The 25,674-nt window shown below is 61.3% G+C and carries 24 protein-coding genes and 2 pseudogenes; 24 read left to right on the top strand and 2 right to left on the bottom strand.

What is annotated here, in order from left to right; genetic code table 11:
- Positions 1-254 precede the first annotated feature (254 nt).
- Positions 255-2,930 (top strand): aconitate hydratase AcnA, encoded by a 2,676-nt coding sequence (gene acnA / locus ABS758_RS01230; protein ID WP_350379920.1) that lies wholly within the window; start codon positions 255-257, stop codon positions 2,928-2,930.
- Positions 2,931-2,941: 11 nt separating this feature from the next.
- Here the strand turns inward: acnA and ABS758_RS01225 are convergent, their stop codons facing one another.
- On the bottom strand, positions 2,942-3,784 hold the full coding sequence (locus ABS758_RS01225; protein ID WP_350379917.1) for an aldo/keto reductase: 843 nt from the start codon (positions 3,782-3,784) through the stop codon (positions 2,942-2,944).
- Positions 3,785-3,817: 33 nt separating this feature from the next.
- Between ABS758_RS01225 and ABS758_RS01220 the strand changes: the two genes are divergently transcribed.
- The 17 genes and pseudogenes from ABS758_RS01220 to ABS758_RS01140 all read left to right on the top strand — a co-directional run.
- Positions 3,818-4,888 carry a LysR family transcriptional regulator gene (locus ABS758_RS01220; RefSeq protein ID WP_350379915.1) on the top strand — a complete coding sequence of 357 codons (1,071 nt, stop codon included), beginning with the start codon at positions 3,818-3,820 and terminating at the stop codon, positions 4,886-4,888.
- A 140-nt stretch (positions 4,889-5,028) separates the two neighbouring features.
- Positions 5,029-6,426 carry an MFS transporter gene (locus tag ABS758_RS01215; protein WP_350379913.1) on the top strand — a complete coding sequence of 466 codons (1,398 nt, stop codon included), beginning with the start codon at positions 5,029-5,031 and terminating at the stop codon, positions 6,424-6,426.
- Positions 6,413-6,595, top strand: a complete 183-nt coding sequence (locus ABS758_RS01210; RefSeq protein WP_350379911.1) for a hypothetical protein — start codon at positions 6,413-6,415, stop codon at positions 6,593-6,595. Before ABS758_RS01215 ends, ABS758_RS01210 begins: the two co-directional genes overlap by 14 nt.
- A gap of 55 nt (positions 6,596-6,650) precedes the next feature.
- Positions 6,651-7,427, top strand: a complete 777-nt coding sequence (locus ABS758_RS01205) for a YXWGXW repeat-containing protein (protein WP_350379908.1) — start codon at positions 6,651-6,653, stop codon at positions 7,425-7,427.
- Between the two features lie 78 nt (positions 7,428-7,505).
- The gene (locus ABS758_RS01200) at positions 7,506-8,336 is read left to right on the top strand and encodes a TnsA endonuclease N-terminal domain-containing protein (protein WP_298016070.1); all 831 of its coding nucleotides are present in this window, start codon (positions 7,506-7,508) and stop codon (positions 8,334-8,336) included.
- Positions 8,320-10,404 carry a TnsB C-terminal domain-containing protein gene (locus ABS758_RS01195; protein ID WP_298016068.1) on the top strand — a complete coding sequence of 695 codons (2,085 nt, stop codon included), beginning with the start codon at positions 8,320-8,322 and terminating at the stop codon, positions 10,402-10,404. Before ABS758_RS01200 ends, ABS758_RS01195 begins: the two co-directional genes overlap by 17 nt.
- Positions 10,401-12,056, top strand: a complete 1,656-nt coding sequence (locus ABS758_RS01190; protein WP_350379905.1) for an AAA family ATPase — start codon at positions 10,401-10,403, stop codon at positions 12,054-12,056. Before ABS758_RS01195 ends, ABS758_RS01190 begins: the two co-directional genes overlap by 4 nt.
- A gap of 6 nt (positions 12,057-12,062) precedes the next feature.
- On the top strand, positions 12,063-13,595 hold the full coding sequence (locus ABS758_RS01185) for a TnsD family Tn7-like transposition protein (protein ID WP_350379902.1): 1,533 nt from the start codon (positions 12,063-12,065) through the stop codon (positions 13,593-13,595).
- A complete protein-coding gene (locus ABS758_RS01180; protein WP_350379900.1) occupies positions 13,576-15,171 on the top strand; it encodes a Tn7-like element transposition protein TnsE in 1,596 nt (531 codons plus the stop codon). Before ABS758_RS01185 ends, ABS758_RS01180 begins: the two co-directional genes overlap by 20 nt.
- Positions 15,172-15,537: 366 nt before the next feature.
- Positions 15,538-15,885, top strand: coding sequence for a hypothetical protein (locus ABS758_RS01175; RefSeq protein WP_350379897.1), 348 nt, complete (start codon positions 15,538-15,540; stop codon positions 15,883-15,885).
- Between the two features lie 171 nt (positions 15,886-16,056).
- Complete coding sequence (locus ABS758_RS01170; RefSeq protein WP_350379895.1) at positions 16,057-16,422, top strand: hypothetical protein; 366 nt, start codon at positions 16,057-16,059, stop codon at positions 16,420-16,422.
- 45 nt (positions 16,423-16,467) lie between these two features.
- Complete coding sequence (locus ABS758_RS01165) at positions 16,468-16,590, top strand: archaellin/type IV pilin N-terminal domain-containing protein (protein WP_350379893.1); 123 nt, start codon at positions 16,468-16,470, stop codon at positions 16,588-16,590.
- A gap of 74 nt (positions 16,591-16,664) precedes the next feature.
- Positions 16,665-18,371, top strand: a complete 1,707-nt coding sequence (locus ABS758_RS01160; RefSeq protein WP_350379891.1) for a multicopper oxidase family protein — start codon at positions 16,665-16,667, stop codon at positions 18,369-18,371.
- Positions 18,372-18,380: 9 nt separating this feature from the next.
- Positions 18,381-19,568: a protein-disulfide reductase DsbD family protein gene (locus ABS758_RS01155; protein WP_350379889.1), complete on the top strand. Its 1,188-nt coding sequence runs from the start codon at positions 18,381-18,383 to the stop codon at positions 19,566-19,568.
- The gene (locus ABS758_RS01150) at positions 19,565-20,083 is read left to right on the top strand and encodes a protein-disulfide reductase DsbD domain-containing protein (RefSeq protein ID WP_350379886.1); all 519 of its coding nucleotides are present in this window, start codon (positions 19,565-19,567) and stop codon (positions 20,081-20,083) included. The genes ABS758_RS01155 and ABS758_RS01150 overlap by 4 nt, the downstream gene beginning before the upstream one ends.
- A 96-nt stretch (positions 20,084-20,179) precedes the next feature.
- Positions 20,180-20,614, top strand: coding sequence for a DUF411 domain-containing protein (locus tag ABS758_RS01145; RefSeq protein WP_350379884.1), 435 nt, complete (start codon positions 20,180-20,182; stop codon positions 20,612-20,614).
- Between the two features lie 98 nt (positions 20,615-20,712).
- Positions 20,713-20,889 (top strand): annotated as a pseudogene (locus ABS758_RS01140) (MotA/TolQ/ExbB proton channel family protein); the annotation flags it as partial.
- On the opposite strand, the gene merR reads toward ABS758_RS01140, so the two are convergent.
- Complete coding sequence (merR, locus tag ABS758_RS01135) at positions 20,886-21,320, bottom strand: mercury resistance transcriptional regulator MerR (RefSeq protein WP_298016066.1); 435 nt, start codon at positions 21,318-21,320, stop codon at positions 20,886-20,888. The pseudogene ABS758_RS01140 and the gene merR overlap by 4 nt on opposite strands.
- Before the next feature lie 71 nt (positions 21,321-21,391).
- Here merR and merT point away from each other — a divergent pair, with 71 nt between their 5' ends.
- The 6 genes and pseudogenes from merT to ABS758_RS01105 all read left to right on the top strand — a co-directional run bounded on the left by merT (position 21,392) and on the right by ABS758_RS01105 (position 25,647).
- Positions 21,392-21,742 (top strand): mercuric ion transporter MerT, encoded by a 351-nt coding sequence (gene merT / locus ABS758_RS01130; protein WP_298016063.1) that lies wholly within the window; start codon positions 21,392-21,394, stop codon positions 21,740-21,742.
- Positions 21,743-21,754: 12 nt separating this feature from the next.
- Positions 21,755-22,027, top strand: a complete 273-nt coding sequence (gene merP / locus ABS758_RS01125; protein ID WP_298016061.1) for a mercury resistance system periplasmic binding protein MerP — start codon at positions 21,755-21,757, stop codon at positions 22,025-22,027.
- Positions 22,028-22,057: 30 nt separating this feature from the next.
- Positions 22,058-22,480, top strand: coding sequence for an organomercurial transporter MerC (gene merC, locus ABS758_RS01120; RefSeq protein WP_298016059.1), 423 nt, complete (start codon positions 22,058-22,060; stop codon positions 22,478-22,480).
- A gap of 39 nt (positions 22,481-22,519) precedes the next feature.
- Complete coding sequence (merA, locus tag ABS758_RS01115; protein ID WP_298016057.1) at positions 22,520-24,205, top strand: mercury(II) reductase; 1,686 nt, start codon at positions 22,520-22,522, stop codon at positions 24,203-24,205.
- A 17-nt stretch (positions 24,206-24,222) separates the two neighbouring features.
- Positions 24,223-24,312 (top strand): annotated as a pseudogene (locus ABS758_RS01110) (transcriptional regulator MerD); the annotation flags it as partial.
- Between the two features lie 217 nt (positions 24,313-24,529).
- Positions 24,530-25,647, top strand: a protein-coding gene (locus tag ABS758_RS01105; protein WP_350379879.1) for an IS3 family transposase whose coding sequence is annotated in 2 segments (ribosomal slippage) — positions 24,530-24,791 and positions 24,791-25,647 — 1,119 coding nt in all. Because the reading frame shifts where the segments join, the coding sequence is not laid out codon by codon here.
- Positions 25,648-25,674 lie beyond the last annotated feature (27 nt).

Raw genomic sequence — 25,674 nt, 5'->3', positions numbered from 1 at the left:
GTAGGGGGCCGGCGCGCGCAAACCGGCCTTAACCCTATGCCGCGTCCGGTCGTTGCCGACCTGGCACGGCGGGGCGCCGCACCCGCCTCGGGCGCCGGACGACCCCCTTGCCGGGACGGGTAAGCCTGCAGCAGAGGGGCGCTTTGCGTGTAATATTGGCTCAATGGCGTCCGCGGACGCCCGTGTCTTGTCCACTCCGCCTCCGGCGCGGGGCATGCGATGAGCACGCAGCACGAATTTCTCGGAGGCTTGCAATGGATCATCCCAATAGTTTTGGCGCGCGCGCGAATCTGGATGTGGGAGGGAAGTCCTACCGCATCTATCGGCTGGACGCTTTGAAGAAGCAGGGCCTGGACCCCAGCCGTTTGCCGTATGGCCTGAAGGTGCTGCTCGAGAACCTGCTGCGTACCGAGGGCAGCGGCTCGGTGAGCGCCGATGACGTGCGCGCGCTGGCTTCCTGGGACCCCAATGCCCAACCCAGCCGGGAAATTGCGTTCACGCCGGCACGGGTGGTGCTGCAAGACTTCACGGGCGTGCCTGCCCTGGTGGACCTGGCCGCCATGCGCGATGCCATGAAGGCGCTGGGCGGCGAGCCTGAACGCATCAACCCGCAAGCCCCCGTGGAACTGGTGATCGACCACTCGGTCATCGTGGAGGATTTTGGCCACAACGCCTCGTTCAAGCGCAATCAGGAAATCGAATATCGCCGCAACCTCGAGCGCTACAAGTTCCTGCGCTGGGGCCAGACCGCGTTCGACAACTTCCGCGTCGTGCCCCCCGACACCGGCATCGTGCACCAGGTCAACCTCGAGCATCTGGCGCGGGGCGTGTTCACGCGTACGGTCGACGGGGTGACCGAGGCCTATCCGGACACCTGTGTGGGCACCGATTCCCACACCCCCATGGTCAATGGCCTGGGCGTGGTGGCCTGGGGGGTGGGCGGCATCGAGGCCGAGGCCGCCATGCTGGGCCAGCCTATCTCCATGCTGATTCCCCGCGTCGTGGGCTTCAAGCTGAAAGGCAGCCTGCCCGAAGGCACGACGGCCACCGACCTGGTACTGACCATCACCGAGATGCTGCGCAAGCATGGAGTGGTGGGCAAGTTCGTGGAATTCTACGGCCCTGGCGTGGCGGCCGTGCCCCTGGCCAATCGCGCCACCATCGGCAACATGAGCCCCGAATATGGCTCCACCATTTCCATTTTCCCGGTGGATGAGGAAACGCTCAGCTACATGCGCCTGACCGGGCGCCCGGAAGAGCAGGTCCGGCTGGTCGAGACGTATGCCAAGGCGCAGGGCCTGTGGCATGACCCCCAGCATGAGCCGCAGTATTCAGAGCGCCTGGAGCTGGACCTGGGTACGGTCGAGCCCTCGATTGCCGGGCCCAAGCGCCCCCAGGACCGGATTGCGCTGTCCGCCGCCAAGCCGGCGTTTGCCAAGTCGCTGGCCGCGCTGCCGGGTTCGCCCAAGTCCAACCCGGCCAAGGTGCGCCTGGCCGATGGCACCGAGTGCACGCTCGATCATGGGGCCGTGGTCATCGCGGCCATCACGTCTTGCACCAACACGTCCAACCCGGCGGTGATGATTGCCGCCGGCCTGCTGGCCAAGAAGGCGGTCGAGCGGGGCTTGCGCAGCAAGCCCTGGGTGAAGACCAGCCTGGCTCCGGGATCGCGCGTGGTCACCGATTACTACGCCAAGGCCGGCCTGAACCCCTACATGGACCAGCTGGGCTTCAACCTGGTGGGGTATGGCTGTACCACGTGCATCGGCAACTCGGGCCCGCTCATTCCTGAAGTCAGCGCGGCCGTGCGGGCCAACGACCTGGCGGTGGCGTCCGTGCTCTCGGGCAACCGCAACTTCGAGGGCCGCATTCACGCCGAAGTGAAGATGAATTACCTCATGTCGCCGCCGCTGGTGGTGGCGTATGCGCTGGCCGGCTCCATGGACCTTGACCTGCTGCACACGCCGCTGGGGCAAGACCCGCAGGGCAAGGACGTGTTCCTGCACGACATCTGGCCCAGCTCGGCCGAGGTCCAGGCCGTCATCCAGTCCTCGATCTCGCCCGACATGTTCAAGAAGGGCTATTCGAACGTGTTCGACGGCGGCGCCAACTGGAAAAACCTGCCCACGCCGGAAGGCAGCCTCTACGGCTGGGAAGAGGCTTCCACCTACGTGCGCAACCCGCCGTACTTCGACGGCATGCGCCGCGATCCGGACCCGGTCAAGGACATCCACGGCGCCCGCGTGCTGGCCTTGCTGGGCGATTCCGTGACCACGGACCACATCAGTCCGGCGGGCACGATCGCCAAGGGCTCGCCGGCGGCGCTGTACCTCGATGCCAAGGGCGTCGAGCCGCGCGATTACAACTCTTATGGGTCGCGCCGCGGCAACCACGAGGTCATGATCCGGGGGACCTTTGCCAATGTGCGGCTGCGCAACCAGATTGCCCCGGGAACGGAGGGCGGCTGGACGCGCGACTTCACGCGCGATGGCGCGCCCGTCGAGACCATGTTTGCCGCCTCCGAGAACTACCTGAAGGCGGGCACGCCGCTGGTGATTCTGGCCGGCAAGGAATACGGTTCAGGCTCGTCCCGGGACTGGGCGGCCAAGGGCACGATCTTGCTGGGGGTGCAGGCGGTGATTGCGCAATCCTACGAACGCATCCACCGCTCGAACCTGATCGGCATGGGGGTGTTGCCGCTGCAGTTTCCGCAGGGGCAAAACGCCGAAACCCTGGGCTTTCGCGGCAAGGAGACCTTCGAGATCACGGGGGTGGAAGCCCTGAATCAGGGCCGCATTCCCAAGACCGTGCACGTCAAGGCCGGCGCGGTGGAGTTCGACGCGGTGGTGCGCATTGATACCGACACCGAAGCCGACTACTACCGCCATGGCGGCATTTTGCAGTACGCCATCCGCAACTTGCTGGGCTAGGGGGCCGGGCCTCACCCCGTGATCATGTTGAACGTATCGGGGTTGGGGCCCAGACGCCCGTCGGCACGGTCCAGCTGGGCGATTTTCTCCATGGCTTCGTCGTCCAGGAACACGTTCCATACATTGAAGTTTTCCTCGATCCGGGCGGTGTGCGCCGATTTTGGAATGACCATGTGGCCCATTTGAATGTGCCAGCGCAAGACGACCTGGGCCGGCGTGGCCTGATGGGTGTGGGCAATTTCGCGGATGACGGGGTCCTGCAGCGCCTGGCCGCGTCCCAGCGGGCTCCAGGCTTCGGTCTGGATGCCGTGCAAGGCGTGGTAGGCGCGCAGCTCGGCCTGCTGGAAGTGGGGATGCAGCTCGATCTGGTTGACCGTGGGCAGCACGCCCGTGGCATCCAGCAGGCGCTGCAGGTGGCGAGTCTGGAAGTTGCATACGCCGATTGACTTGGCGCGGCCCTCGTCGTGCAGCTGGATGAGGGCTTCCCAGGCCTCGACGTAGCGTTGCTGCTTGGGGGTGGGCCAGTGGATCAGGTACAGGTCAACGTAGTCGAGCCGCAGGCGATCCAGGCTTTCCTCGCAGGCGGCCTTGGTGAGGTCGTGCCCGTGGCGGTTGTTCCAGACCTTGGTGGCGACGAATAGCTCTTCACGGGCAATACCGCTTTTGGCAATGCCCAGGCCCACTTCAACCTCGTTGCCGTAGGCCGCCGCCGTGTCGATGGAGCGATAGCCCGCGGCGATGGCCGCCTCCACGGCGGGCGCGGCCTCGGCGCGGCTGAGCTGCCAGGTGCCAAAGCCCAGCTGCGGGGTGCGCCGTCCATCGTGCAGGCTGAGGTAGGGTTGAGTGCTGACCATTGCGGACTCCTGTTCTTTTCTCAAGCTGCCATTATGGCGGCTCTTGTCCCGAATGGTTGTCCGGATGGGCGCGGCAAAGCCGTTGGTAGACGCAACAAGAAGTATCATCGGTATGGCTTGGAACACGGAACTCTCATGGAAATTCGACAGCTGGAAGCGTTGAACGCGGTGGTGACCAGTGGCAGCGTGACGGCGGCGGGGCGCTTGTTGCGCCGCTCGCAGCCCGTGGTCAGCCGCCAGATCAGCGATCTGGAAGAGGAGCTGGGCTTCGTGTTGTTCGAACGCACCCGTCCGGCCATTACCCTGACGCAGCAGGGGGCGACTTTTTATCAGGATGCCCGCGTCATTCTGGCCGAGCTGCAGCAGCTCGAAGCACGGGTCAGCGACATGCATGGCGGCCAGCTGCGCCCGCTGAGAATCCTGGCTGCCGCCGATCTGGCGCAGGGGCTGCTGCCTGAGGCCCTAGCTGAAATCGACCGCATCACGCCGGTGTTCCATCGCCGTTTCATCGTGGAAGAGGTCGTGCACGAGGCCACGGCCGCTGCCATCGTAGAAAGCCAGGCCGACTTTGCCCTGCTCAACCTGCCCATAGACGACGAGGCCTTTCACGTCCACTGGTGCGGGCGGGCCACCTGCCAGCTGGCCTTGCCGGTGACGCACCCCCTGGTCGCCCAGGAGGCCGTGGCTCTGGCGGACCTGGGGGATACCGACATCGTTACCTTGCTGGGGCGCTATCGCATGCGCTATCACCTCACGCACAGCTTGTCGCGCTCGGCCGATGACCCGGCCCGCCGCCACATCGAGGTGGGCAGCCAGCGCACGGCGCTGGCCATGGTGCGGGCGGGCCTGGGGGTGGCCCTGCTCGATTCCTTCTCGCTGCGCGGGGCGGTGCTCGACGGCATTGCGCTGCGCCCGCTGCTGGTCGACATCCCGTATCGCATTGGCGTAGTCTCGCCCATTGCCCACGACCCTCCCGAGGGGGCCTTGCGCCTCATTCGGGAGCTGCATCGCTATGTGCGCGAGCACGTGCCCGACTACCAGGACACCGACCCCAGCGGGCTGCCGCTGGTGGAGCCGCGCCGGCGCCGGGGCGGCACGGTCTAGGCCGGGATTCGCGGCAAACGCCCGCTTGCCGGGCCGTCGGGGTCGCGGGCGGCGCAGCGGATCGGGCCGCGCAGGTGTTATCGTGGCGGCAGATACACGGCCCTCGGGTTTGTCCGGTCCCGTTCCTCACCAGGCTTCGCATGCTTGCTCTCTTCACGCCTCCCGCCCGGAAGGGACCGGTTCCACGCCTGAAAGTCTTTGCCATCATCAGCGTGGCCCTGCTCATGATGTCGATCGACTCGACCATCGTCGCCACCGTGCTGCATGCCCTGCAAAGCGGCCTGGACACGTCGATCAACTGGGCGGGCTGGACCTTGACGGCCTACTCCTTTGGTTTCGTCCTGATGCTGCCGGTCACCGGCAAGCTCAGCGAACGCTACGGGCACCGGCGCGTCTTCCTGGTGGCCGTGTGCGTCTTCACCACGACCTCGCTGCTGTGCGCCCTGGCGCAGAACATCTATGTGCTGATCGTCTTGCGCGCCCTGCAGGCAGCGGGCGGCGCGGGGCTGACGCCCTCGGCCACGGGCATCGTGGTCAACCACTTTGGCAGCTCCCGCGACCGCGCCGTCAGCCTCTTTGGCAGCATCTTTCCGGTTGGCGCCATGATCGGCCCCATTTTTGGCGGCCTTTTCGTGAAGTACTGGACCTGGCGCGGGGTCTTTTTCGTCAACGTGCCTCTGGGGCTTCTGGTGCTGCTGTTTGCGTTTCACCACATTCCCTTCGATCGCGATGGGGCCGCCACCCGGCACGTGCACATGGATGTGCTGGGCATGGTGCTGATGGGCGTGGGCCTGCTGGCCGGCATGCTGACCGCCAGCAGCCTGGGCGAGGACGGCGTGCCCGTCTTCTCGGTGCAGGTGTGGCTGCCGCTGCTGGTTTGCCTGGCCTCCCTGGTCGGGTTCGTCCGCCATGTGGGGCGCGTGGCGGTGCCCTTCATCGCGCCCAAGCTCATCTACGGCGAGGGGTTTGGCGCCGTGAACCTGGCCAACAGCCTGTTCGGCGGCATTTCGATCGGTATTGTGGCGCTGATCCCCCTCTATGCGACCAATCGCTACGGCATCGACGCCTTGTCCTCGGGCACCTTGCTCGTGGCGCAGGGCGCCGCGGCCATCTTGTTTTCCGTACTGGCCGCGTTTGCGCTGCGCCGCACGGGGTTCCGGCGGCCGATCCGTTTCGGCAGCGTGGTCATTGCCCTGGGCATGGGCATGCTGGCGCTGCCGCCTCCCTGGAGCCTGTCGCCGTATTTCTGGCTTGCGCTTTCCGCCTTCCTGGTGGGCGCGGGCGGGGGCATCATCAACCCGGCCAGCCGCAATGCCGGCCTGCAGCTGGCCACCGAGCACTCGGCAACGCTGGCGGCCCTGCGCTCGGCCTCGCTGCAAACCGGCTCCATCTTGACGATTTCCGTGGCAACGGCCCTGCTGTCGGCAGCCGCCAATCCGGGATACGTGCAGGCCGTGTTTTGCGCCGCCTCGGGGCTCGTGCTGCTGCTTTCCCTGCCCCTGATCAACCACGTGCCGGAACACCATGGGGTCTGGTGACCGGGCCGCCTTGGCCACGGGGGCGTGCGCGCTTGGGCGGCCCGGTGCGGCCGGCCCTGGTTTCAATTGGCTACAGCTGACAGGAACCTTTGGGGGCGGGCGCAGTCACAACAACCGTGATTTCGCCGCCTTGCGAGTCGTGGCAGGCCATGAGGCCGAGGCGCTCTGAGCGAAACCGCGCTGGGTAAAGAATGAATAAGGGGATTGTCATGAGGCCTTGCACGATGGCTGCGCTCGTTCTCTCGAGCGCATTGGGAGTTTCGGCAGTGAGCGTGCCGCTGGTGGCCAGCGCCCAGATCAGCCTGGGCGTGAATATTTCCATAGGAACGCCGCCGCCGCCCTTGCCCGTCTACGATCAGCCGGCGGCCCCAGGGCCGGACTACCTGTGGACGCCGGGGTATTGGAGCTGGTCACCGCAGGCGTTTTTCTACTGGGTGCCGGGCGCCTGGGTGCTGCCGCCCGCCGTGGGGATGTTGTGGACGCCGGGCTACTGGGGCTGGGAAGCAAACCAGTATCACTGGCACCCCGGCTACTGGGGCCATGATGTCGGCTTCTATGGCGGCATCAACTACGGCTATGGCTACTTTGGCACGGGCTATAGCGGCGGGCGCTGGCGCGACAACCACTTCTACTACAACACGGCCGTCACCCGCGTGAACACGGGCAGCGTGCACAACGTGTACGTGGACAAGACGGTGATACACAACAGCAATAACCGCGTGAGCTACAACGGCGGCACGGGCGGCGTGGCCATGCGCCAGACCGCCGCGCAGCAGCGCGCCTTTGCTTCGCAGCAGCACATGGCGGCCACGCAAGTGCAGCGCAACGCGCAAGACGCGGCTCAGCGTGACCCCGCGCGCCGCTACGATGCCGGCCATCCGACGGCGGGGCCCGCCGCAGGCAGCCACGCGCCCGCCGAGAATCGCACGCCGGTCAGCAACCGTACGCCGACGCAGAGCCGTGCACCGGACCTGGGCCGCACGCCTGCTGTCGTCGGATAATAAAGTTGGTAACTTGAGAATAAAGTTGGTAATTTACGAATAAAGTTGGTAAATTCCAGGCATGACTTTGATACGAGAATGACGCTGACCATGGCCGGTTCCAACCTTGATGCCCGTACCGAGAAATGGATTAAGCAAGGGCGAGGCGCGGGTGTTGGCAAAGATTATCGGCCGTGGCTGACGGTGAGGGATCTGCCTTCTTCGGGAAGATCCCACCGCGTGTGGGGATTTCAGGCGCAGCGAACGCACCATCTGCTTTCAGACCTGGAGTTGGCGGCTTTTTTTCTGTTCGACTGGCACCCCGCCGTAACCGACATTCGAGAACAGTACCCGCTCAGGATGACCGATACGGTTGAGCTTGCCGCCAAGGCGGGTATCCGTCACCCGGAGGTGGGTGGCAAGCTTCGGGTCATGTCGACGGACTTCCTCGTGGATACCAGCATGCCGAGCCTGCCTAGAATGGCGGTTCAAGTTAAGCCCTCGTCAGACCTTCTCAAGCATAGAGTCGTTGAAAAGCTGGAGATCGAGCGTCGCTATTGGGAGATGAAAGGCGTGCCGTGGTATTTACTCACGGAAAAACAGATACCCAAGGCGGTGGCCAAGAATATCGAATGGCTGTACCCCGCTCAAACGCCGTTGGGGGACATCGAAGGCCTCCTTGATGTGGCACCCCTGTATCTGAACTATTTTTCGCAGAATCCGGCACTACGGTTATCCGAGGCCGCAATGAGGCTGGATCAGGCCTATTCGCTGGAATTGGGCGAGTCGCTGCAAAAGACCCGCACGCTTCTGGCAATGAGAATGGTGCTCTTTGATATCAGAAGGCCCTGGGCGGATCTTGTGGTGGGTGACCTGCATGCCTCGTCGGATATTCACGCGTTGAGGGATCGCTGTGCTGCGAATCAATGATGTGGTGGCGCATGGAAAAGCCCGATATCGTGTTCTCCTGATCTCCGAGGGCAGGTATACGTGGATCGATATCGACTCGGGCAGCACCCTGCCTGAGCGCATACCCGTCTCGCAAGTCGAGGCGGAGATTCTCTCAGAAACCCTGAGAAAGGTCGATGATCCGTTTGCTGACTTGGCGTCGCAATTGCCCGTGCAGGGCTCGGTTTCTCAGCAGATTCGAGACCAGCGCTTCGCAGTGATTGAAGCCCTGATCAAGCATCCCGACATCGTGCGTCGACGAGGCCGGGGTGCATTGATCAAGGAGGCTGCGGACAGATCAGGCGCGGCACCGAAAACGATTTATGCTCTTTTACGCCAATACTGGCAGCGTGGCGGCACACCAAACGCGCTGTTGCCAGACTACAAGCATTGCGGCGCCAAAGGGAAAAAGCGTAAGAGTTCCAGAAAGAAGCTGGGCCGCCCCAGAAGCGTGTCGCCGGGCACGGGCGCCACGATCAACGCCGATATTGAACGGATGTTCCGGATTGTGCTCGACCGCCACTATCTGACGGATAAGGGTCGCTCTTTGCCCTATACCCACCGCCGTTTTGAGGACATGTACGAGGCGTCTTACCCCGACGTTGAGAAAACGGACTTTCCGACCGTGGCGCAGCTTCGCTTTTTTTATGAACGCGAGTACCTTCGCGCCGAGCGCATCCGGTTGAAAGCCAACAAAATTGAGTATCAGAAGGACATCCGGCCGATACATGGCACGGCCACTGCAGGCGCTCATGGACCGGGTGCCCGCTATGAGATTGATGCGACAATCGCCGACATATACCTGTTGTCCGCTGACAGGCGGAAAATCATCGGACGCCCGACACTGTATGTCGTGGTGGATGTCTACAGCAGGTTGATCGCCGGGTTTTATGTGGGGCTTGAAAACCCGTCCTACGCGACCGCCGTGTTGGCTTTGGCCAATGCCATGACCGACAAGGCGCAGTTGTGCCGCGCGTATGGGTACGAGATAGCCTCCGAGGACTGGCCCTCGGTCGGGCTGCCCGATGCGATTCTTGCCGATCGTGGCGAGCTGCTGGGCCACCAGATCGAATATCTGGAGCAAGCCTTTGGCGTCAGGATCGAAAATACGCCACCCTATCGGGGCGACGCCAAAGGCATTGTGGAGCGCCACTTTCATACGATCCAGGCAGACTTCAAGCCGTTTGCGCCGGGCGTCGTCACGGGCACCATCGTCAAAAAGCGAGGCGGCAAGGATTATCGGCTGGATGCCACCCTGACATTGAATGACTTTACGCAAATCATACTGGGATCAATTCTGCATCGAAATTTGCATGCCGTGTTGGTCAAATATGACCGCGAGCCGGATATGCCCGATACGCTTTCTAGTGTTCCCATCAACCTCTGGCGCTGGGGCATTGCGCACCGAAGCGGACGCTTGAGAACGGTTGCCGACGAGGCGTTGAAATTAGCGCTGTTGCCTCGCGTCAAGGTGACGGTATCGGACTATGGTATCCGGTGTTTTGGCGCCTTTTACTCGTGCAGGGAACTGATGGTCTCTGGCTGGCTGCACAGAACAAGACAAGAGCGGCCCAACACGATGATGGCCGCCTATGATCCGGCAAGTGCGAATACGATCTATGTTTACCCTGACTCAGCTCAGTCGGACTACTGGCGTTGCACCTTGACGGATCGCTCCAGACAGTACCGTGATCAATCCATGTGGGAGCTATGGGCAAGTCAGAAGGCACAACGGAGAACAACCGCATCGGCCCAGTTGCAGGAGCGGGAAAGCAAAAGAAATCTGGATCGCCGCATTCAGGCGACCATCGATCAGGCACAGAGGCTTCGCCCCGCGAGCTTGGGCGACTCAAAGGCGCAGGCCCTGGCGGGCATGAGCAAGAATCGGGAGCGGGCTCGTGAGATGGAGCGTAAGCATCATCGATCATCGGCGCAACCTGAGGGCGGCAAAGAGAGCAAGCCCACATCGCAGGTCATCTATTTGCAGCCCGAGCCCGAAGATGGGGCCTTTCCCGATTTCCTGGATGTTTTGTTTGAGGACGACACGTGACGCTGCCCCAAGGCATGGTTCAGGCCATGTATAGCGATACCGGCGTGAGCCAATATCAGGGAAACCCCCTGATCGAGGCCTTGCCGCCCATACTGGATAAGCGCCAGCTGCGCGACGGGCTATCGGGCCAGATTGCTTTTCGCCCCACCGATGCCTATCTGGATGGCCAGACGAGAATCCACGTCATCGCCCAGTTGCTGGATCGCTTTTTTCAGCCGTTATCGCGCCACATCGAACTGGAGTCAAAGCTTTCCATCCTGCTCAGGCAGGGCTATGTGGGCAGAAACCTGGCCACCGGAGCGCTCAACGCCCACATCCAGAATGGCTATGAGCGCATCATGCTGGGCGATCTGGGTGTTTTTCGGTTTGAACACGTGCAATCGACTGCCAAGAGCCTGGCCTTTATTGGCTGCTCGGGCTCGGGCAAGACCAGTTCGATCAACCGCATATTGGCGACCTACCCGCAGCTCATCTACCACAAGCAGCACAACTTCACCCAGATTGTATTTCTTAAAATTGACTGCCCCCATGACGGTTCGCTGAAAAGTCTATGCCACAATTTTTTCCGGGAAATTGATGCGGTGCTGGCCACGAACTACGTGCGTCGTTATGTCGAGAAGCGCCATAGCGTGGAAACGCTGATCGCCGTGATGGCGCATATTGCCAACACGCACGCCATAGGCCTGTTGGTGATCGATGAGATTCAGCATCTGAGCGTGCGAAACTCGGGCGGCGCTGAACGTATGCTCAACTTTTTCGTCACCTTGGTCAATGAGATTTCGGTGCCCGTGGTGATGGTGGGTACGCCCAAAGCCAGGCCGATCTTTGAGCTGGATCTGCGCTCGGCGCGTCGCGGCGCCGGGTTTGGCTCGATATTGTGGGAGCCAATCAGCAAGCCCGCCGCCGATGAGGATGCCTTGCGTACCGAGTGGGGCGCGTTCACTGGCCGGTTGTGGAGGTATCAATGGCTCACCAAAGCGGCCCCCGAGATGCCCGATGACATCCGCGATGTCTGGTATGACCTCTCTCAAGGCATCATGGATGTGGTCATCAAGCTGTTTGTCCTGTCTCAAATCAGAGCGGTCGTCACAGGCATTGAACGCATTACGCCGGCCCTGATGGAAAAAGTCTATCAGGATGAGCTAAAGCCGATTCATCCCATGATCGATGCGATCCGCTCGGGTGATGTGATGCGGATTGCCCGCTACTCGGATTTGACGATTCCCGATGTGGACAAGAAGATTCTGGAGTTGGGTAGTCTGTTGCACAGCAAGCAGGAGCGTCTGGATGCCACCGCCTTGTACCCGGGCAATGAGCAGGCGATTCGTTTGCACAACTTGCTGGTTGATTTGGGGTGCGCGTCGAGCTTGCTCGAACCGCTGATCAATCGGGTGTTTGAGCGTTTTCCCGGGCTGGCCATGAAGGACATGATGCCCTTGATCCTTAACTGGTATCAGGATGCTGAAAAATCCAAGCCCGCGCGGTTGGCAGCCAAACCACCGCGGGTGAAACAGACGGCTTGGCATACGCTCGCATCGAATGACTTGCGCTTTGTGCACTCCCAGTCCACTGATGAGAATGCGTTTCTGGAAGGGGTCGGTCGTGAAGAGTGCCTATTCGATACGCAAGGCTGGACGGATGCCTTCGCGTAGCAACGCTTGCTCAATTTCCCGGTTCCGTACCCAGACGAATTGCTCTACAGCGTGGTGGCAAGAGCAGGGGTGCGCCATGGACTGATCAGCCCCAAGCAGTTGCTGGGCGAGGTCTTTGGAAGTCGTGGTGTTATCGCAACGCTAGACCTGCCCAATCAGCTGTCTGCGCTATTGCGATGGTTGCCCGACGGATTCACCCTGGAGAAATTGATCTACGAGCATACGTTGTTTCCGATTTATGCCCCGTTTGTCCCCGAGGATCGGCGCAAACGCTGCATGATGCAAATGGCTGGCCGTGCACACGGCGCGGTGCATCTGGCGTTAGGGGTGGCGGCCTCTCGCATCAAGATACCGTCTTACATCCGCTATTGCCCTGGATGCCTGGCTGGCCAGCAGGCCCAACGAGGAGAATACTTTTGGCAAAGAGCGTGGCAGGTGGCTGGAGTGGATATGTGCCCGGACCACGGGATGCTGGTTGAAGCGCACATTGCCAGACCCGCCGTGCAGCGCCACCGGTTCATCGCGGCATCACCCGACTATTGTCCGGCGGTCGAGCAACCAGCGGGTGAATCCGCCTCGCTCTGGGTCGAGCGCCAAGTGCGCCAACTGCTTCGCCTGCCTGCTCGACCGTCCCCCTCACCGGATCAATGGACGGCCTACTACCGACACCTTGCTGGCCAGCTTGGCCTCTGTCGGGGCCAATCGCAAATCGATCATCGGCAGGTGAGAGCGCGGGTGATGCAGATTTGGCCGGTGGCATGGTTGGCGCGATTTCATTTTATTGGTGAGGCGTCAATAGGAAGCGAATCCGATTGGCTGGTAGCCTTATTTTGTAAGCACCGAAAGAGCTTTAGCTACCTGCAGCATATCGTCGTCAATCATGCGCTTCTTGACGGTAGCTGGCAGATCCGCGAGGTCATTGAGCGTGCGCGCCGGTATCCGGCCAACAGCGTTTCGCGGCATACCCCAAGTTGCGCCGATGACCGACAGGAAATCGATGGCGATCAGTCGCGCTGGATAAGCCTGCTCACGCAAAGCACTCCCAAACAGGCCAGGAGGCTTGATCCTGCATTGTACGCAAGGTTGTATCGAAAGCGCCATGGCTGGCTGCTTGAGGTGAATCGCCAGTATGTCGGCGCACCGCCCGCTCGGCGCACCCCGCGGGTGGATTGGCATCAGCGCGATACGCAATATTGTCTTGCACTGCAACACCTTGCCGCTGCGCTCCAGGCTGATAACCATGGGCCGCGCCGCTCCAAGTCCTACTATCTGAAGCAGCTTGGAGGTCGATCTACGATCGAGAAAAACCTGTATAAAATGCCCCTTCTGGCCACCTTCTTGTCCGACCGTGCGGAAAGCATCGCGCAGTACCAGCTCAGGCGACTGCACACTACCTATGAAGCGCTACGGAAGGAATTTTTGACACCACCCCGATGGCGACTGCTTCGTGGCGCGGGGCTTAACGAGCAGCGGCTGAAAGAACCCGCCCGGGGTTACCTGGAAAAACTGTCCATCGCGCATGAAATTCAAAGGCATTGAAAATAACAGTACTGTCAAAGAAATAGGCGCTTTGTTTCGCCGACTCGATAGCGCGGATTGGCGGATCAACGTCAAGCTGATGCCCAGCCAGGAAAGACAGTACCTCGGCATCTCGCAACTGCCTGCTCTGGCAAGGCGCCGGGTATTAAACCCTACCGCTGAGGCGCGCCCCGCAGGGTTTGAGCTGAAAGTGAGTATCGAAAGTACAAGGCAGTGGCGCGTGGCGCCCATCAAAAGTTGTCCTATCGCTGCGGTCGCCAGACAGGGCGATGCTCAAGCGCTTTGCTTCGTATTTGAGCAGCATGGCATCACCCATTATCTGCCCCAACTGGAATTGGCACGGGTGTTATTTTTTCCTCACGCTTATCTTGCCCGGCTCGCTCTGATTCATCAGGGGCTTGCCCAGGAGTTTGGCATCCAGTGGATCCAGACCGAAGAGCGCGCCAGTATCGATATCCTGCCCAATTGTACGTTGCCTCTTTTTGTTAGAAGGGAGCATGCGCTGCGGCGTGTGCTGGGCTGGATATTGCTCGACGCTGATGCCCGCCGCTCATTTGAGAGCATTGCCGTCCATCAGCTGCAAAATGGCCATGACGCCAATGGCTATCGTGTGTGGCGCTTCCAGTTTGATCCGCCCTTGTTGGAAGGTGTGAGGCTGACCTGTCGTGGCCATTTCGATCAAAAGGAAAAAGCGTTCTTTGTCTATGAAGTGCACGGCATCACCAATCTCACCTGTCACTGTCCGGCGCAGGTGGATTTTCTTGATCCGAAGTACGTCACCGCTCAAGCAGGCACAGGCCCTGTGGCACCGTCCGCATCCGCACCAGAGTCGGAGATTGAGATCGATGATGAGCAAGTGCCTGATGCGGATCGCGCTGAGGTTCGGCTCGACCCCAAAGCCGTTTCATTGATGTTTGCGAACCCGTTTCAAACGACCCGCATCGGCAAGGGGAAAGGTGCGCGAGGACACAAAGGTGAAGGCGAGAAAGCCAAGTCGCCGGAACTTGGTGGTTTGGTGGTCGTTAGTACCGATGAGGCGAGCGTTCAGGGCGTGATCCCTTCGGCAGACTATGCCGGGTTGGACGACGAGAGCGACGATGCCCACTTATACGCCGAAAGGTTTACCCTTTTTGACACCATGGTCAGGCATTTGGTGAGCATGCCGGGATGCCGCCACTTGCACCGAATGATGTATAAACTGCCCGCCGTAAAAGGCCACTCCAAGCACCTGCTGGCTGACGGTAACCCCCGTTGTATTGTCTGCCACGTTGCCCGCAAAGATTCGACGGCCTTTGTCTTGCTCGAAGTGGATACGTCGGATAGCGCCAAGGCGCTCTCCACATTGCTCCTCACACAGCATGAGCCGTTTGCTACCTGGGAGCATCTTTCGGAAGTCCAAACACAACTGATCAAGGGGTCATTGGCCTGGCCCACATCGTTTCTGGACAGTGTGTTTGAAGGTCGTTATCGACGCATTTCCCATCCTAGCGTTTCTTCGATGACAAGCGAAACGCCAGGTCATGGATATGGACGCCACTGGGCGCAGCGGGTGTATGCGAGCATCCTTGTGCAGTAGCAGTGATACCGGCGGTGAATGTCGAGTCGGCCCGGGGAGGCTCCCCGGGCCGACTCGACACAGGGCGGCCGACGAATGTGGGTATCAGCTGTGCCAGGGAGCGCCCATGTACGCTTAGGGAAACAACTGGTCGGCCAGCGCCTGCACAGTCATCCGGTTGCGGATCGCCCGCGTGGCCGTCTGGATCAGTTCGCCTGCTTCTGGGGCCACATTACAGGTCCCTGTTGACCTTTCCATTGTGAAAAGGTTTAAAGTAACAAAGTTGAGGTTAAGCTGGTTTGCCTGCAAGAACCCGGCCCCAAAGGGCTTGCCCACATGCTCATGAGAACAAGTCGTACGAAACGCCTCCTTATTGCCCTTGCGGCAATGCTGAGCCTGCTGTTCATGCAGCTGGCTTCGGCGGCGTACGGGTGTTCGCCGACGTTCATGGGTGACGCTGGGTCAACGACCAGTGTGCAGACGGCGTACGCGGACTGCACACAGATCGATGCAGCACTGCCAACCCTGTGCGCAGTACAGGTGAGCGCCAGCAGCAACGTGCCGCTTGTTCACAAACTCAAGGCCTTCCCGCACGCCGCAGGCTTGCGGAGCATTGGCCTTCTTCCTGCCTCTTCTGGCGCCTTCGCTGCAACGCTATCCGTTCAGCCTCCCCCCGGCCTGCTCAGAGCCATCTCGCCGCCGCTGTCTATCCGCGACTGTCGTTTTCTGATCTGACAATCCGCCGCAACACCTAATCGGCAAGCGGTCACCCATAGTCTGCCCCCTGCTGCACGCGTGCCGGCCTAACTGGCTGCGCCCGTCCATGCGTGGGCCGCAACCAGGGAATAGATCCCGAGGGCCTGTTTCAGCTGGCACTCCCGGACATCCAGATCACAAGAGGAACACATGATGAAAACATCTTCGACAACTATCTTCGGCACACCACAACGGTTTGCTCTCAATCACTGGGCAGTTCGCCAAAAATTCTGGCTGGGTGCCGCATCTGGCGCATTTGTCGCAGTGGGCCTGACGGCTGGCTGGGACCGGCTGGCAACCCTTGGAGCGCTCTCCACACTTCTCGCGGTGTTGCCCTGCGCACTCATGATGGGCCTGTGCATGAAGATGATGAAGCACACGGACTCGAACGGCGCATCCTGCTCTGGCGTGCCAGCACAGCGGACAGCTGAGCCTGCCAGCCCTGATCAAGCCGCTCTCCAGGCACCGCAAATAGGACTTTCGGTCCCCCTTATTTTGGAGAAGGACCATGCGTAAGCCAACGAAAGCTCCAGCTGCCCTGGATGAACCCGGAGCGAATCGATGATGGGAAGCAGCGTGACGTGCGGCGGCATGATGGGGTTCATGGGTATCGGCGGGTTACTGGTGCTCGTCCTCCTCGTCCTGTTGATCGCGGTACTCATCAAATATCTGTTCAAGAAATAGAGGGGTGCGGACGGCTGGCATACCCAGATTCTCTGCATCGTTTGATAGCAATAGGCATTGATATAGAGGTCATCATGACAACACATCACTTCATCACCCGCCGCACCTTCCTGGGCTATGCCGGCACGAGCGCTGCAGCGCTTCTCGCTGGCGTGCCATCGGCCGGAGCAGCCGCTACAGCAAACGAAGGGGGCAATGCCTTTGAACCCGATGTCGCCCTGGAACTCACCGCCAAACCGCAAGACGTTGTACTGCGTCCAGGACCCGCAACGCCGGTGTGGACCTACCAGGCTCGCGTGGTGAAAGGCGACCCGGCGAGCGTGCACGCATCCCCCGGTGGGTACCTCGGGCCCACCCTGCGCGTGCGCCGCGGCCAGAAGCTGCGCGTTGACTTCATGAACCACACCGACCAGCCCAGCATCGTCAACTGGCATGGCTTGCATGTGCCGGCCGACATGATGGGGCTGCCGCGCTACGAGGTGGGGCCTGGCGAGCACTACCGCTACGAATTCGAGGTGCGTGACCGCGCTGGCACTTACTGGTATCACGCAATGGCCGTCGGCCACACGCCCGAGCAGGTGTACTTCGGGCTTGCCGGGCTCCTGCTCGTGAGCGACGATGAAGAACAGGCTCTGGCATTGCCCCGTGGCGACTACGATGTGCCGCTCGTCATCCAGGACCGGACCTTCGGAGACAACAACCACCTGCACTACCTGCCCGGCACCGGCCCCGAGGCTGCGCCCGCGCGCGACTCCTCACCCCAAGCGCCCGGAATGGGGGGCGGCATGATGGGCGGCCAGGGCATGATGTCCGGTGGGATGAGCGCCATGATGACCCGCATGATGGGTTTTTTTGGGGACACTATCCTGGTGAACGGCCAGCCCGATGCCCAGCTCAAAGTCGCCACGCACGCCTACCGCCTGCGCGTGCTCAACGCCTCGAACGCCCGTACCTACAAACTTGGCTGGGAAGATGGTCGGCCGCTTACGGTGATAGCAACCGGCGGTGGCCTGCTGGAGCGCCCCGTACAAAAAGATTACGTGATGCTCACCCCCGGCCAGCGCATTGAGCTGTGGGCGGACTTCGGCAAGGACGCAGTGGGCACGCAACTCACGCTCATGAGCCTCGCCTTTGACGGCATGGCGGGCATGATGGAAAGCACGATGGGCGAGGACATGATGGGTGGCGGCATGATGGGTGGCGGCATGATGGGGAACATGATGAGCCGCATGATGAGTGGTTCATCCCTGGCCGACGGCGCACGCTTTCCGATTCTCAAAGTGGCCGTGACACAAAAAGCAGGCGAAGTACTTGAGCTGCCGCAGCACCTTTCCACGCTCACGCGGTTGCGGGCCGAAGATGCCGTGAATCGCGACAACCCCCGGACCTTCCGGGTCACCATGGGGCACATGCAGTGGGGCTTCAATGGCCGCAGCTTCCAGATGAACGAGGTCGCGCCCGACGAAATCGTGAAGCTCGGCACGACCGAAGTCTGGGAGTTCGTCAACAACATGATGATGGCGCACGCCATTCACCTGCACGGCCTGCAGTTCCAGGTGCTGGAACGGCGCAATAGTCCGCAGGGTGCGGGCGTGGTCGAGGGCTGTGTCGACGACGGCTGGGAAGATACCGTGCTCCTGATGCCCAACGAGCGCGTGAGGCTCCTCATGCGTTTTGCAGACTTCACCGGAAGCTATGCCTACCAGTGCCACATGCTGGAGCACGCGGCGATGGGCCTTATGCGTGATTACGAGGTCCAGCCAGCGCAAACGCCAGCGTGAGGCTCCGAAATGTCTTCCTGGCTATTCACCCAGATTCTGCTTGCCGCAGGCGCAGGGCTGCTTTTGAATCTAACGCCCTGCGTGCTACCCGCCGTCCCGCTCAAGGTTCGCGCGGTGCTGAACGCCACAGGCGACCACCTGAAGGTGCGCATCGCATCCGCCGCGCTTTTCACAGCAGGGTCGGTGCTGTTCTTTGCCGCACTGGGCACCGCCACCGCCCTGTTGCAGTGGCAATGGGGGGTGCTGTTTCAATCGCAGGCCGTACTGATTGTTCTTGGTACCGTGTTGACGGCGTTTGCTGCGATGAACTTTCTTGGACGCGGCCTACCTGTCCCAAACGCCGTCGCCACTTTACGCGGGGGAAAATTCCTTGAACCTTTTTTCTCCGGCCTCATTTCGGCGCTACTTTCGACGCCCTGCACGGGTCCCCTCTTGGGCGGCGTCCTGGTATTTGCGCTTGCTCAACCAACGGCCAATATCGTCGCCCTCTTCGTGTCGATCGGCCTCGGGCTTGCACTCCCCTATGTCGTGCTGCTCCTTCGCCCCGGCCTTCTGAAACGCCTGCCGCGTGCGGGAGCCTGGACAGAAGTCATCCGCCAGAGCTTCGGGTGGCTGCTGCTTGCTGCAGCCCTTTTCTACCTTCAAAGCGTCCTCCCGGCTTCGTGGGTGGCACCTCTCTGGACCGCCTTGTTCGCAGGGGTGCTCGCCTGGGCGGCATACCGCTTCTGGCGCGCGGCAGATCGCGGCTCACGCGCGGTGGCGCTATTCGTGAGCGTCATTGCCCTGGCCTCCGCCTACGCCGGGGCAGGCCCGGAGCGGTCCCCCGGCCACACGATCGCCTGGCAACCGCTACGGGCGGCCGATGTTTCCGCACTGCCCACGCTCGGGCGTCCCGCCATCGTGGAATTTACGGCGCAATGGTGCATCAATTGCAAGGTGCTCGAGAAAACCACCTACGAGGACAGCACCGTGGTTCAGGCCGTTGCCCGTTCAGGTGTCGTTGCATTCCAGGCAGACCTGACGCACCCCGACCTGGTGCTCGAGCACCTGCTCGCTTCCTATGGCGGCGTGGGCCTGCCATTTCTCGCTGTTCTTGATCGTGAGGGGCACAAAGTGCAGGATTTTTCCGGCCTGTTCACGAGCGCAAGCCTGGTGAAGGCATTGAAAACGGTAGGACCTCAGGAGAATACGGAATGAAACGCAGCAGCAAACGCAGGGCGGCAACTCTGGGGGTGCTCCTCATCCTTGCAACAGTGGCTGTCCTCTTCGGTTGGCGTCAGTTCTTTGCACCACCTCTCGGGTCTGCTGCTGACAATGCAATAGCAGCCAGCAGCGGTTTGATGGATTCATCGACGCATGTGACCGCCTCTCTCGCCAGGACTGGAGAAGATGGCACCGTCACCCTGCATATCGGCAAGGACTGGCACGTCAACGCCAACCCCGCCTCGCTTGAGAACCTGATCGCCTCGACGGTCATGATCGAACATAACGGCTCGCAACGTGCGGCGCAGGCAACCTACCCGCCCGGAAAGAGCAGCGGCATCACGATCGATGGTACGGATATCCTGGTCTACGAAGACGGCACGGTTATCCCCACAAAAAACCTGGGCAGTGCGCCAGGCGATCGTGTGCTGGTGCGCGTCCAGGCCTGCAACACGCAAGGCATCTGCCTCGCGCCTGCGACGATTGCCGTTTCAGGCGATCAAATTTGAAGCGCCTGGGCCACCCGATCCAACCGCAACGGGGGTTGTTCCCATGACACGCCCCTCTTTGCATCTTTACAACAACCTCTCTACAGGAGCATCACCATGCGTCACTTCAAAACATTGGCTCTCGCACTCGCCCTGGGCTTCCCGCTCTCAGCAGTGGCTGCCGGCATTCCAGTCAAAATGTACAAAAGTCCCAATTGTGGTTGCTGTGACCGATGGGCCCAACATCTTGAAGCCAACGGTTTTACGGTGGAGACCATCAATACGCCAGCCCTTGCCTCAATCAAGGAGAAGTACCACATACCGACCAACCTGGCGGGTTGTCACACCGCGCTGGTAGAGGGCTACGTGGTAGAAGGTCTCGTACCCGCCACGTACATCAAGCAGATACTGGCTGATCACCTCCCCGTAAAGGGTCTCTCCATACCGGGAATGCCTGTGGGCGCCCCTGGCATGGCGGGCACCGCTGCCGGGCCGCTGAATGTCTACGTTCTGGGCACCGGCTCGGCACCCAAGGTCTTTGCTACCTTTTGAAATCGGCGGGCAATGTACACAAACGAGTTATCGTGCAGACTGCACACACTCAGTGGAGTCACCATGAACCCCAAAAAATATGCAGCCGTCGCGTCACTTGGTCTCGCTATCACGCATTGCTGAGCATTGGCATGTCTGATGGCGTGACCATTAACCGCATTGCTGGACTGGTCGGCGAAGCCCTGATTATGACGGGCGTAGGGCTTGCCGTCGCAATTCCGGCGGTGCTGGCCTACAAGGGGTCGTCTCAGAAAATGGAAAATAAAGCACGCTAAGGCTTAGCCGAACCCGTCAGGTTTGCTCCGCCCTGTAGCGACGCGACCAGCGGACAGGAAACATTCCCCTGCCGCGCGTGGCAGGCGCATACCAGATCAGACAGTACGGCCTCCATGCGCGCCAAGTCGACCATCTTCTCGCGCACGTCCTTGAGCTTGTGCTCGGCCAGACTGCTGGCTTCCTCGCAGTGGGTGCCATCGTCGAGCCGCAGCAAATCGGCGATTTCATCCAGGCTGAAGCCCAGCCGCTGGGCCGATTTCACGAATCGCACTCGCGTCACATCCGCTGCGCCATAGCGGCGAATGCTGCCGTATGGCTTATCCGGTTCCGGCAACAGACCCTTGCGCTGATAGAACCGGATGGTCTCCACGTTGACCCCGGCCGCCTTGGCAAAGACGCCAATGGTCAGGTTCTCCAAATTGTTTTCCATATCGCTTGACTCCGTACATGAGTACGGAAGTAAGGTTACGCTATCCAATTCAAATTCGAAAGGACAAGCGCATGTCTGAACCACAAACCGGGCGCGGCGCGCTCTTCGCTGGCGGGCTGGCCGCCATCCTCGCCTCGACCTGCTGCCTCGGGCCGCTTGTCCTGGTCGCCTTGGGATTCAGCGGGGCATGGATCGGCAACCTGACCGTGCTGGAGCCGTATCGCCCGCTTTTCATCGGCGCAGCGCTTGTGGCGTTGTTCTTCGCCTGGCGGCACATCTACCGCCCTGCGCAAGCCTGTAGGCCGGGTGAGGTCTGCGCGATTCCCCAAGTGCGAGCGACCTACAAGCTCATTTTCTGGGTCGTGGCCGTGCTGGTTCTGGTCGCGCTCGGATTTCCCTATGTCATACCATTTTTCTACTGATCGGAGTTCACCATGAAGAAGCTGTTTGCCTCCTTCGCCCTCGCCGCCGTTGTTGCACCTGTGTGGGCCGCTACCCAGACCGTCACGCTGTCCGTACCGGGCATGACGTGCTCGGCATGCCCAATCACCGTCAAGAAGGCGATTTCCAAGGTCAATGGCGTCAGTAAAGTTGCCGTGACCTTCGAGACCCGCGAAGCGGTTGTCACCTTCGATGATGCCAAGACCAGCGTGCAGAAGCTGACCAAGGCAACCGGGGACGCGGGCTATCCCTCCAGCGTCAAGTAGTGAGCCACTGAACCCGACCCTGGGGCGATCATGGGACTGATCACACGCATTGCCGACAAGGCTGGCGCGCTCGGCAGCGTTGTTTCCGCGATGGGCTGCGCCGCCTGTTTTCCGGCCATCGCCAGCTTGGGCACAGCCATCGGCCTCGGCTTTTTACAGGAATACGAAGGCTTGTTCATTTCCACGCTGCTGCCGCTGTTCGCCGTCGTGGCTTTGCTGGCGAATGCACTGGGCTGGCTCAGTCATCGGCAATGGCACCGCAGCCTGCTCGGCATGATCGGGCCAGCCATCGTGTTCGCCGGGACTGTCTGGTTGCTTGGCAACTGGTGGACAGCGCGCCTCATATACACCGGCCTGGCCCTGATGATCGGCGTGTCGATCTGGGACTTGGTTTCGCCGGCAAATCGCCGCTGCGGCTCGGGCGGCTGCGAACTCCCAGCAAAACATAGCTGACGGCGTGAGCCAGCGGCCAACACAGAAAAGGAACGATGAATGATCACCCTCAAAATCACCGGCATGACTTGCGACTCGTGCGCAGTGCATGTCAAGGAAGCCCTGGAGAAAGTGCCAGGCGTGCAGTCGGCGGATGTCTCCTATACCAAGGGCAGCGCCAAGCTCGCCGTCGAGGCCGGCACATCGTCTGACGCGTGGACTACCGCCGTGGCCGGACTCGGTTATCGGGCCACGCTCGCCGACGCGCCCGTGCCTCCGGTGGGCGGCGGCTTGCTCGTCAAGATGCGCGAATGGCTAGGTAGCGGCGACAAGGCTGGTGGTGACGGTGGCGGATTGCATATTGCCGTTATCGGCAGCGGCGGCGCGGCGATGGCGGCGGCGCTGAAGGCCGTCGAGCAAGGCGTGCACGTCACCCTGATCGAGCGCGGCACTATTGGCGGCACCTGCGTCAATATCGGCTGCGTGCCGTCCAAGATCATGATCCGCGCTGCACACATCGCCCACTTGCGCCGAGAAAGCCCGTTCGATGGTGGCATGCCGCCCACACCGCCGACAATCTTGCGCGAGCGGCTGCTGGCCCAGCAGCAGGCGCGCGTCGACGAACTGCGCCACGCCAAATACGAAGGCATCCTGAATGACAATCCCGCCATCTCCGTGCTGCATGGCGAAGCCCGTTTCAAGGACGCACACAGCCTGACCGTGCAACTCAACGGTGGTGGCGAGCGCGTGGTGACTTTCGACCGTTGCCTGATTGCCACCGGCGCGAGTCCGGCCGTTCCGCCGATCCCCGGCCTGAAAGATACACCCTACTGGACTTCCACCGAGGCGCTGGTCAGCGACACCATTCCTGAGCGGCTGGCCGTGATTGGTTCGTCGGTGGTAGCGCTGGAACTGGCGCAGGCGTTCGCCCGACTGGGCAGCAAAGTAACGATCCTTGCACGCAACACCCTGTTCTTCCGGGAAGACCCGGCCATCGGTGAGGCAATCACGGCGGCGTTTCGCGCCGAAGGGATCGAGGTGCTGGAGCACACCCAGGCCAGCCAGGTCGCGCACGAGGGCGGCGAATTCGTGCTCACCACGGCGCACGGCGAGCTGCGTGCCGACAAACTGCTGGTCGCCACCGGTCGCTCGCCCAACACGCGCAGCCTGGCGCTGGACGCGGCAGGCGTCGCGCTCAACCCGCAAGGCGCTATCGTCATCGACGCCGGCATGCGGACCAGCACGCCGGACATCTACGCGGCCGGCGACTGCACGGACCAGCCTCAGTTCGTCTATGTGGCGGCGGCGGCCGGCACCCGTGCGGCGATCAACATGACGGGCGGTGACGCGGCGCTTAACCTTACCGCCATGCCTGCCGTGGTGTTCACCGATCCGCAAGTCGCCACCGTGGGCTACAGCGAGGCAGAGGCTCATCACGACGGGATCGAGACCGACAGTCGCACTTTGACCTTGGACAACGTGCCGCGTGCGCTCGCCAGCTTTGACACACGCGGCTTCATCAAGCTGGTCATCGAGGAAGGTAGCGGACGGCTCATCGGCGTACAGGCGGTGGCCCCGGAAGCGGGCGAACTGATCCAGACGGCGGTACTCGCCATCCGCAACCGGATGACCGTGCAGGAACTGGCCGACCAGTTGTTCCCCTATCTGACGATGGTCGAAGGCTTGAAGCTCGCGGCGCAGACCTTCAACAAGGATGTGAAGCAACTATCCTGCTGCGCCGGGTAAGGAAAAGGAGGTGTTCGATGAACTCCTACACGGTATCCCGGCTGGCTCTTGAGGCCGGGGGGAGCGTGCATATCGTGCGCGACTACCTGCTGCGCGGGTTGCTGCGGCTGGCATGGTCACAGAGGATGGAGTCTGAAATGGCTTTCGGAAGTTCTGACTCAAAAGGTCCGAACACCGCGATGTCCGAGCTTCAGCCTGATGTGCAGGCGTAAAGCGCCTGGGCTTTGCGAGCCAACCCTGGGGAAGATTTGCCGTCGTAGGATCCCCCTCAGAGTAGACATCAGCCAGTAGAATTTCGGAGCCTCCTTTCCATCGGAGACTCCCTTGAAGAAAAGCAGATTTACCGAAAGCCAGATTGTTGCGGTGCTCAAAGAAGGCGAAGCCGGCATCCCGGTCGTCGAGTTGTGCCGCAAGCACGGCATCAGCAGCGCCACGTACTACCAGTGGAAGAGCAAGTACTCGGGCGTGCAGGTGTCCGAGTTGCAGCGCCTGCGTGAACTTGAGGCGGAGAACGCCAAGCTCAAACGCATGTACGCGGATCTGGCCCTGGAGAACTCAGCCATCAAGGATGTGCTGAACCGAAAATCCTGACGCCGTCAGCCAGGCGCGAGGTCGTCGAGCAGTTGGTGCAATCGAAGCTCTCGATCACACGTGCCTGTCAGATTGCTGGCCTATCGCGGGCGGCGTATTACAAGAGGCCAATTCCGGCAGAGCAGCGCGATGCCGAGGTCATTGATGCGCTCAATGCCATCGTGACCCGGCATGGGCGCTGGGGATTCTGGAAGTGCTTCACACGGCTGCGGCTCGATGGCCATTGCTGGAACAAAAAGCGGGTTCACCGGGTGTACTGCGAGATGGGATTGAATTTGCCTCGACGCTGCAAGAAACGGCTGACTGACCGGCACCGTCAGCCGCTGGACCATTCCCTGGAGCCAAATCGCTGCTGGGCATTGGACTTCATGCACGATGCCTTGTATTGCGGCCGACGCTTCCGGACGTTGAACGTGATCGACGAGGCCAACCGGGAGTGCCTAGCCATCGAGGTTGGCACATCCATCCCTTCAGCGCGCCTGATCCGCGTGCTCAATCGCCTGATCAATTGCTATGGGGCTCCTGAGGCCATACGGCTGGACAACGGGCCGGAGATGGTCTCGCTGGCGTTCACCGAATGGGCTGCTGCCCGGGGCATCGCCGTGCGTTATATCCAGCCCGGAAAACCGAATCAGAATGCGTTCATCGAGCGCTTCAACAAGACGTATCGCACGGAGGTGCTCGACGCTCACCTGTTTGCCAATCTGCAGCAGGTGCAGGCCATCACCGAACAATGGCTAATCGATTACAACGAATACCGCCCACATGAATCACTGGGCGACATCCCGCCGGTGCAGTTTATGCCCCGGCTACCCCTTGCTCCGAATCTCTACCAGCCGTCGTCTACTTGACGGGGGACCCTACGCCGTTGCCTGCAC

Source organism: Castellaniella sp. FW104-7C03, assembly GCF_040276085.1.
In the GTDB taxonomy this organism is placed as follows: domain Bacteria; phylum Pseudomonadota; class Gammaproteobacteria; order Burkholderiales; family Burkholderiaceae_B; genus Castellaniella.
This window is presented reverse-complemented; position numbering and strand designations above follow the sequence as displayed.

Coding starts and splice junctions, on each gene's coding strand:
- merA (WP_298016057.1), top strand. CDS start 22,520: ATGATCACCCTCAAAATCACCGGCATGACTTGCGACTCGTGCGCAGTG.
- ABS758_RS01170 (WP_350379895.1), top strand. CDS start 16,057: ATGATGAAAACATCTTCGACAACTATCTTCGGCACACCACAACGGTTT.
- merP (WP_298016061.1), top strand. CDS start 21,755: ATGAAGAAGCTGTTTGCCTCCTTCGCCCTCGCCGCCGTTGTTGCACCT.
- ABS758_RS01145 (WP_350379884.1), top strand. CDS start 20,180: ATGCGTCACTTCAAAACATTGGCTCTCGCACTCGCCCTGGGCTTCCCG.
- merC (WP_298016059.1), top strand. CDS start 22,058: ATGGGACTGATCACACGCATTGCCGACAAGGCTGGCGCGCTCGGCAGC.
- ABS758_RS01215 (WP_350379913.1), top strand. CDS start 5,029: ATGCTTGCTCTCTTCACGCCTCCCGCCCGGAAGGGACCGGTTCCACGC.
- ABS758_RS01150 (WP_350379886.1), top strand. CDS start 19,565: ATGAAACGCAGCAGCAAACGCAGGGCGGCAACTCTGGGGGTGCTCCTC.
- ABS758_RS01160 (WP_350379891.1), top strand. CDS start 16,665: ATGACAACACATCACTTCATCACCCGCCGCACCTTCCTGGGCTATGCC.
- ABS758_RS01205 (WP_350379908.1), top strand. CDS start 6,651: ATGGCTGCGCTCGTTCTCTCGAGCGCATTGGGAGTTTCGGCAGTGAGC.
- merR (WP_298016066.1), bottom strand. CDS start 21,320: ATGGAAAACAATTTGGAGAACCTGACCATTGGCGTCTTTGCCAAGGCG.
- ABS758_RS01155 (WP_350379889.1), top strand. CDS start 18,381: ATGTCTTCCTGGCTATTCACCCAGATTCTGCTTGCCGCAGGCGCAGGG.
- merT (WP_298016063.1), top strand. CDS start 21,392: ATGTCTGAACCACAAACCGGGCGCGGCGCGCTCTTCGCTGGCGGGCTG.
- acnA (WP_350379920.1), top strand. CDS start 255: ATGGATCATCCCAATAGTTTTGGCGCGCGCGCGAATCTGGATGTGGGA.
- ABS758_RS01165 (WP_350379893.1), top strand. CDS start 16,468: ATGATGGGAAGCAGCGTGACGTGCGGCGGCATGATGGGGTTCATGGGT.
- ABS758_RS01180 (WP_350379900.1), top strand. CDS start 13,576: ATGAAATTCAAAGGCATTGAAAATAACAGTACTGTCAAAGAAATAGGC.
- ABS758_RS01210 (WP_350379911.1), top strand. CDS start 6,413: ATGGGGTCTGGTGACCGGGCCGCCTTGGCCACGGGGGCGTGCGCGCTT.
- ABS758_RS01225 (WP_350379917.1), bottom strand. CDS start 3,784: ATGGTCAGCACTCAACCCTACCTCAGCCTGCACGATGGACGGCGCACC.
- ABS758_RS01200 (WP_298016070.1), top strand. CDS start 7,506: ATGACGCTGACCATGGCCGGTTCCAACCTTGATGCCCGTACCGAGAAA.
- ABS758_RS01220 (WP_350379915.1), top strand. CDS start 3,818: ATGGCGGCTCTTGTCCCGAATGGTTGTCCGGATGGGCGCGGCAAAGCC.
- ABS758_RS01175 (WP_350379897.1), top strand. CDS start 15,538: ATGCTGAGCCTGCTGTTCATGCAGCTGGCTTCGGCGGCGTACGGGTGT.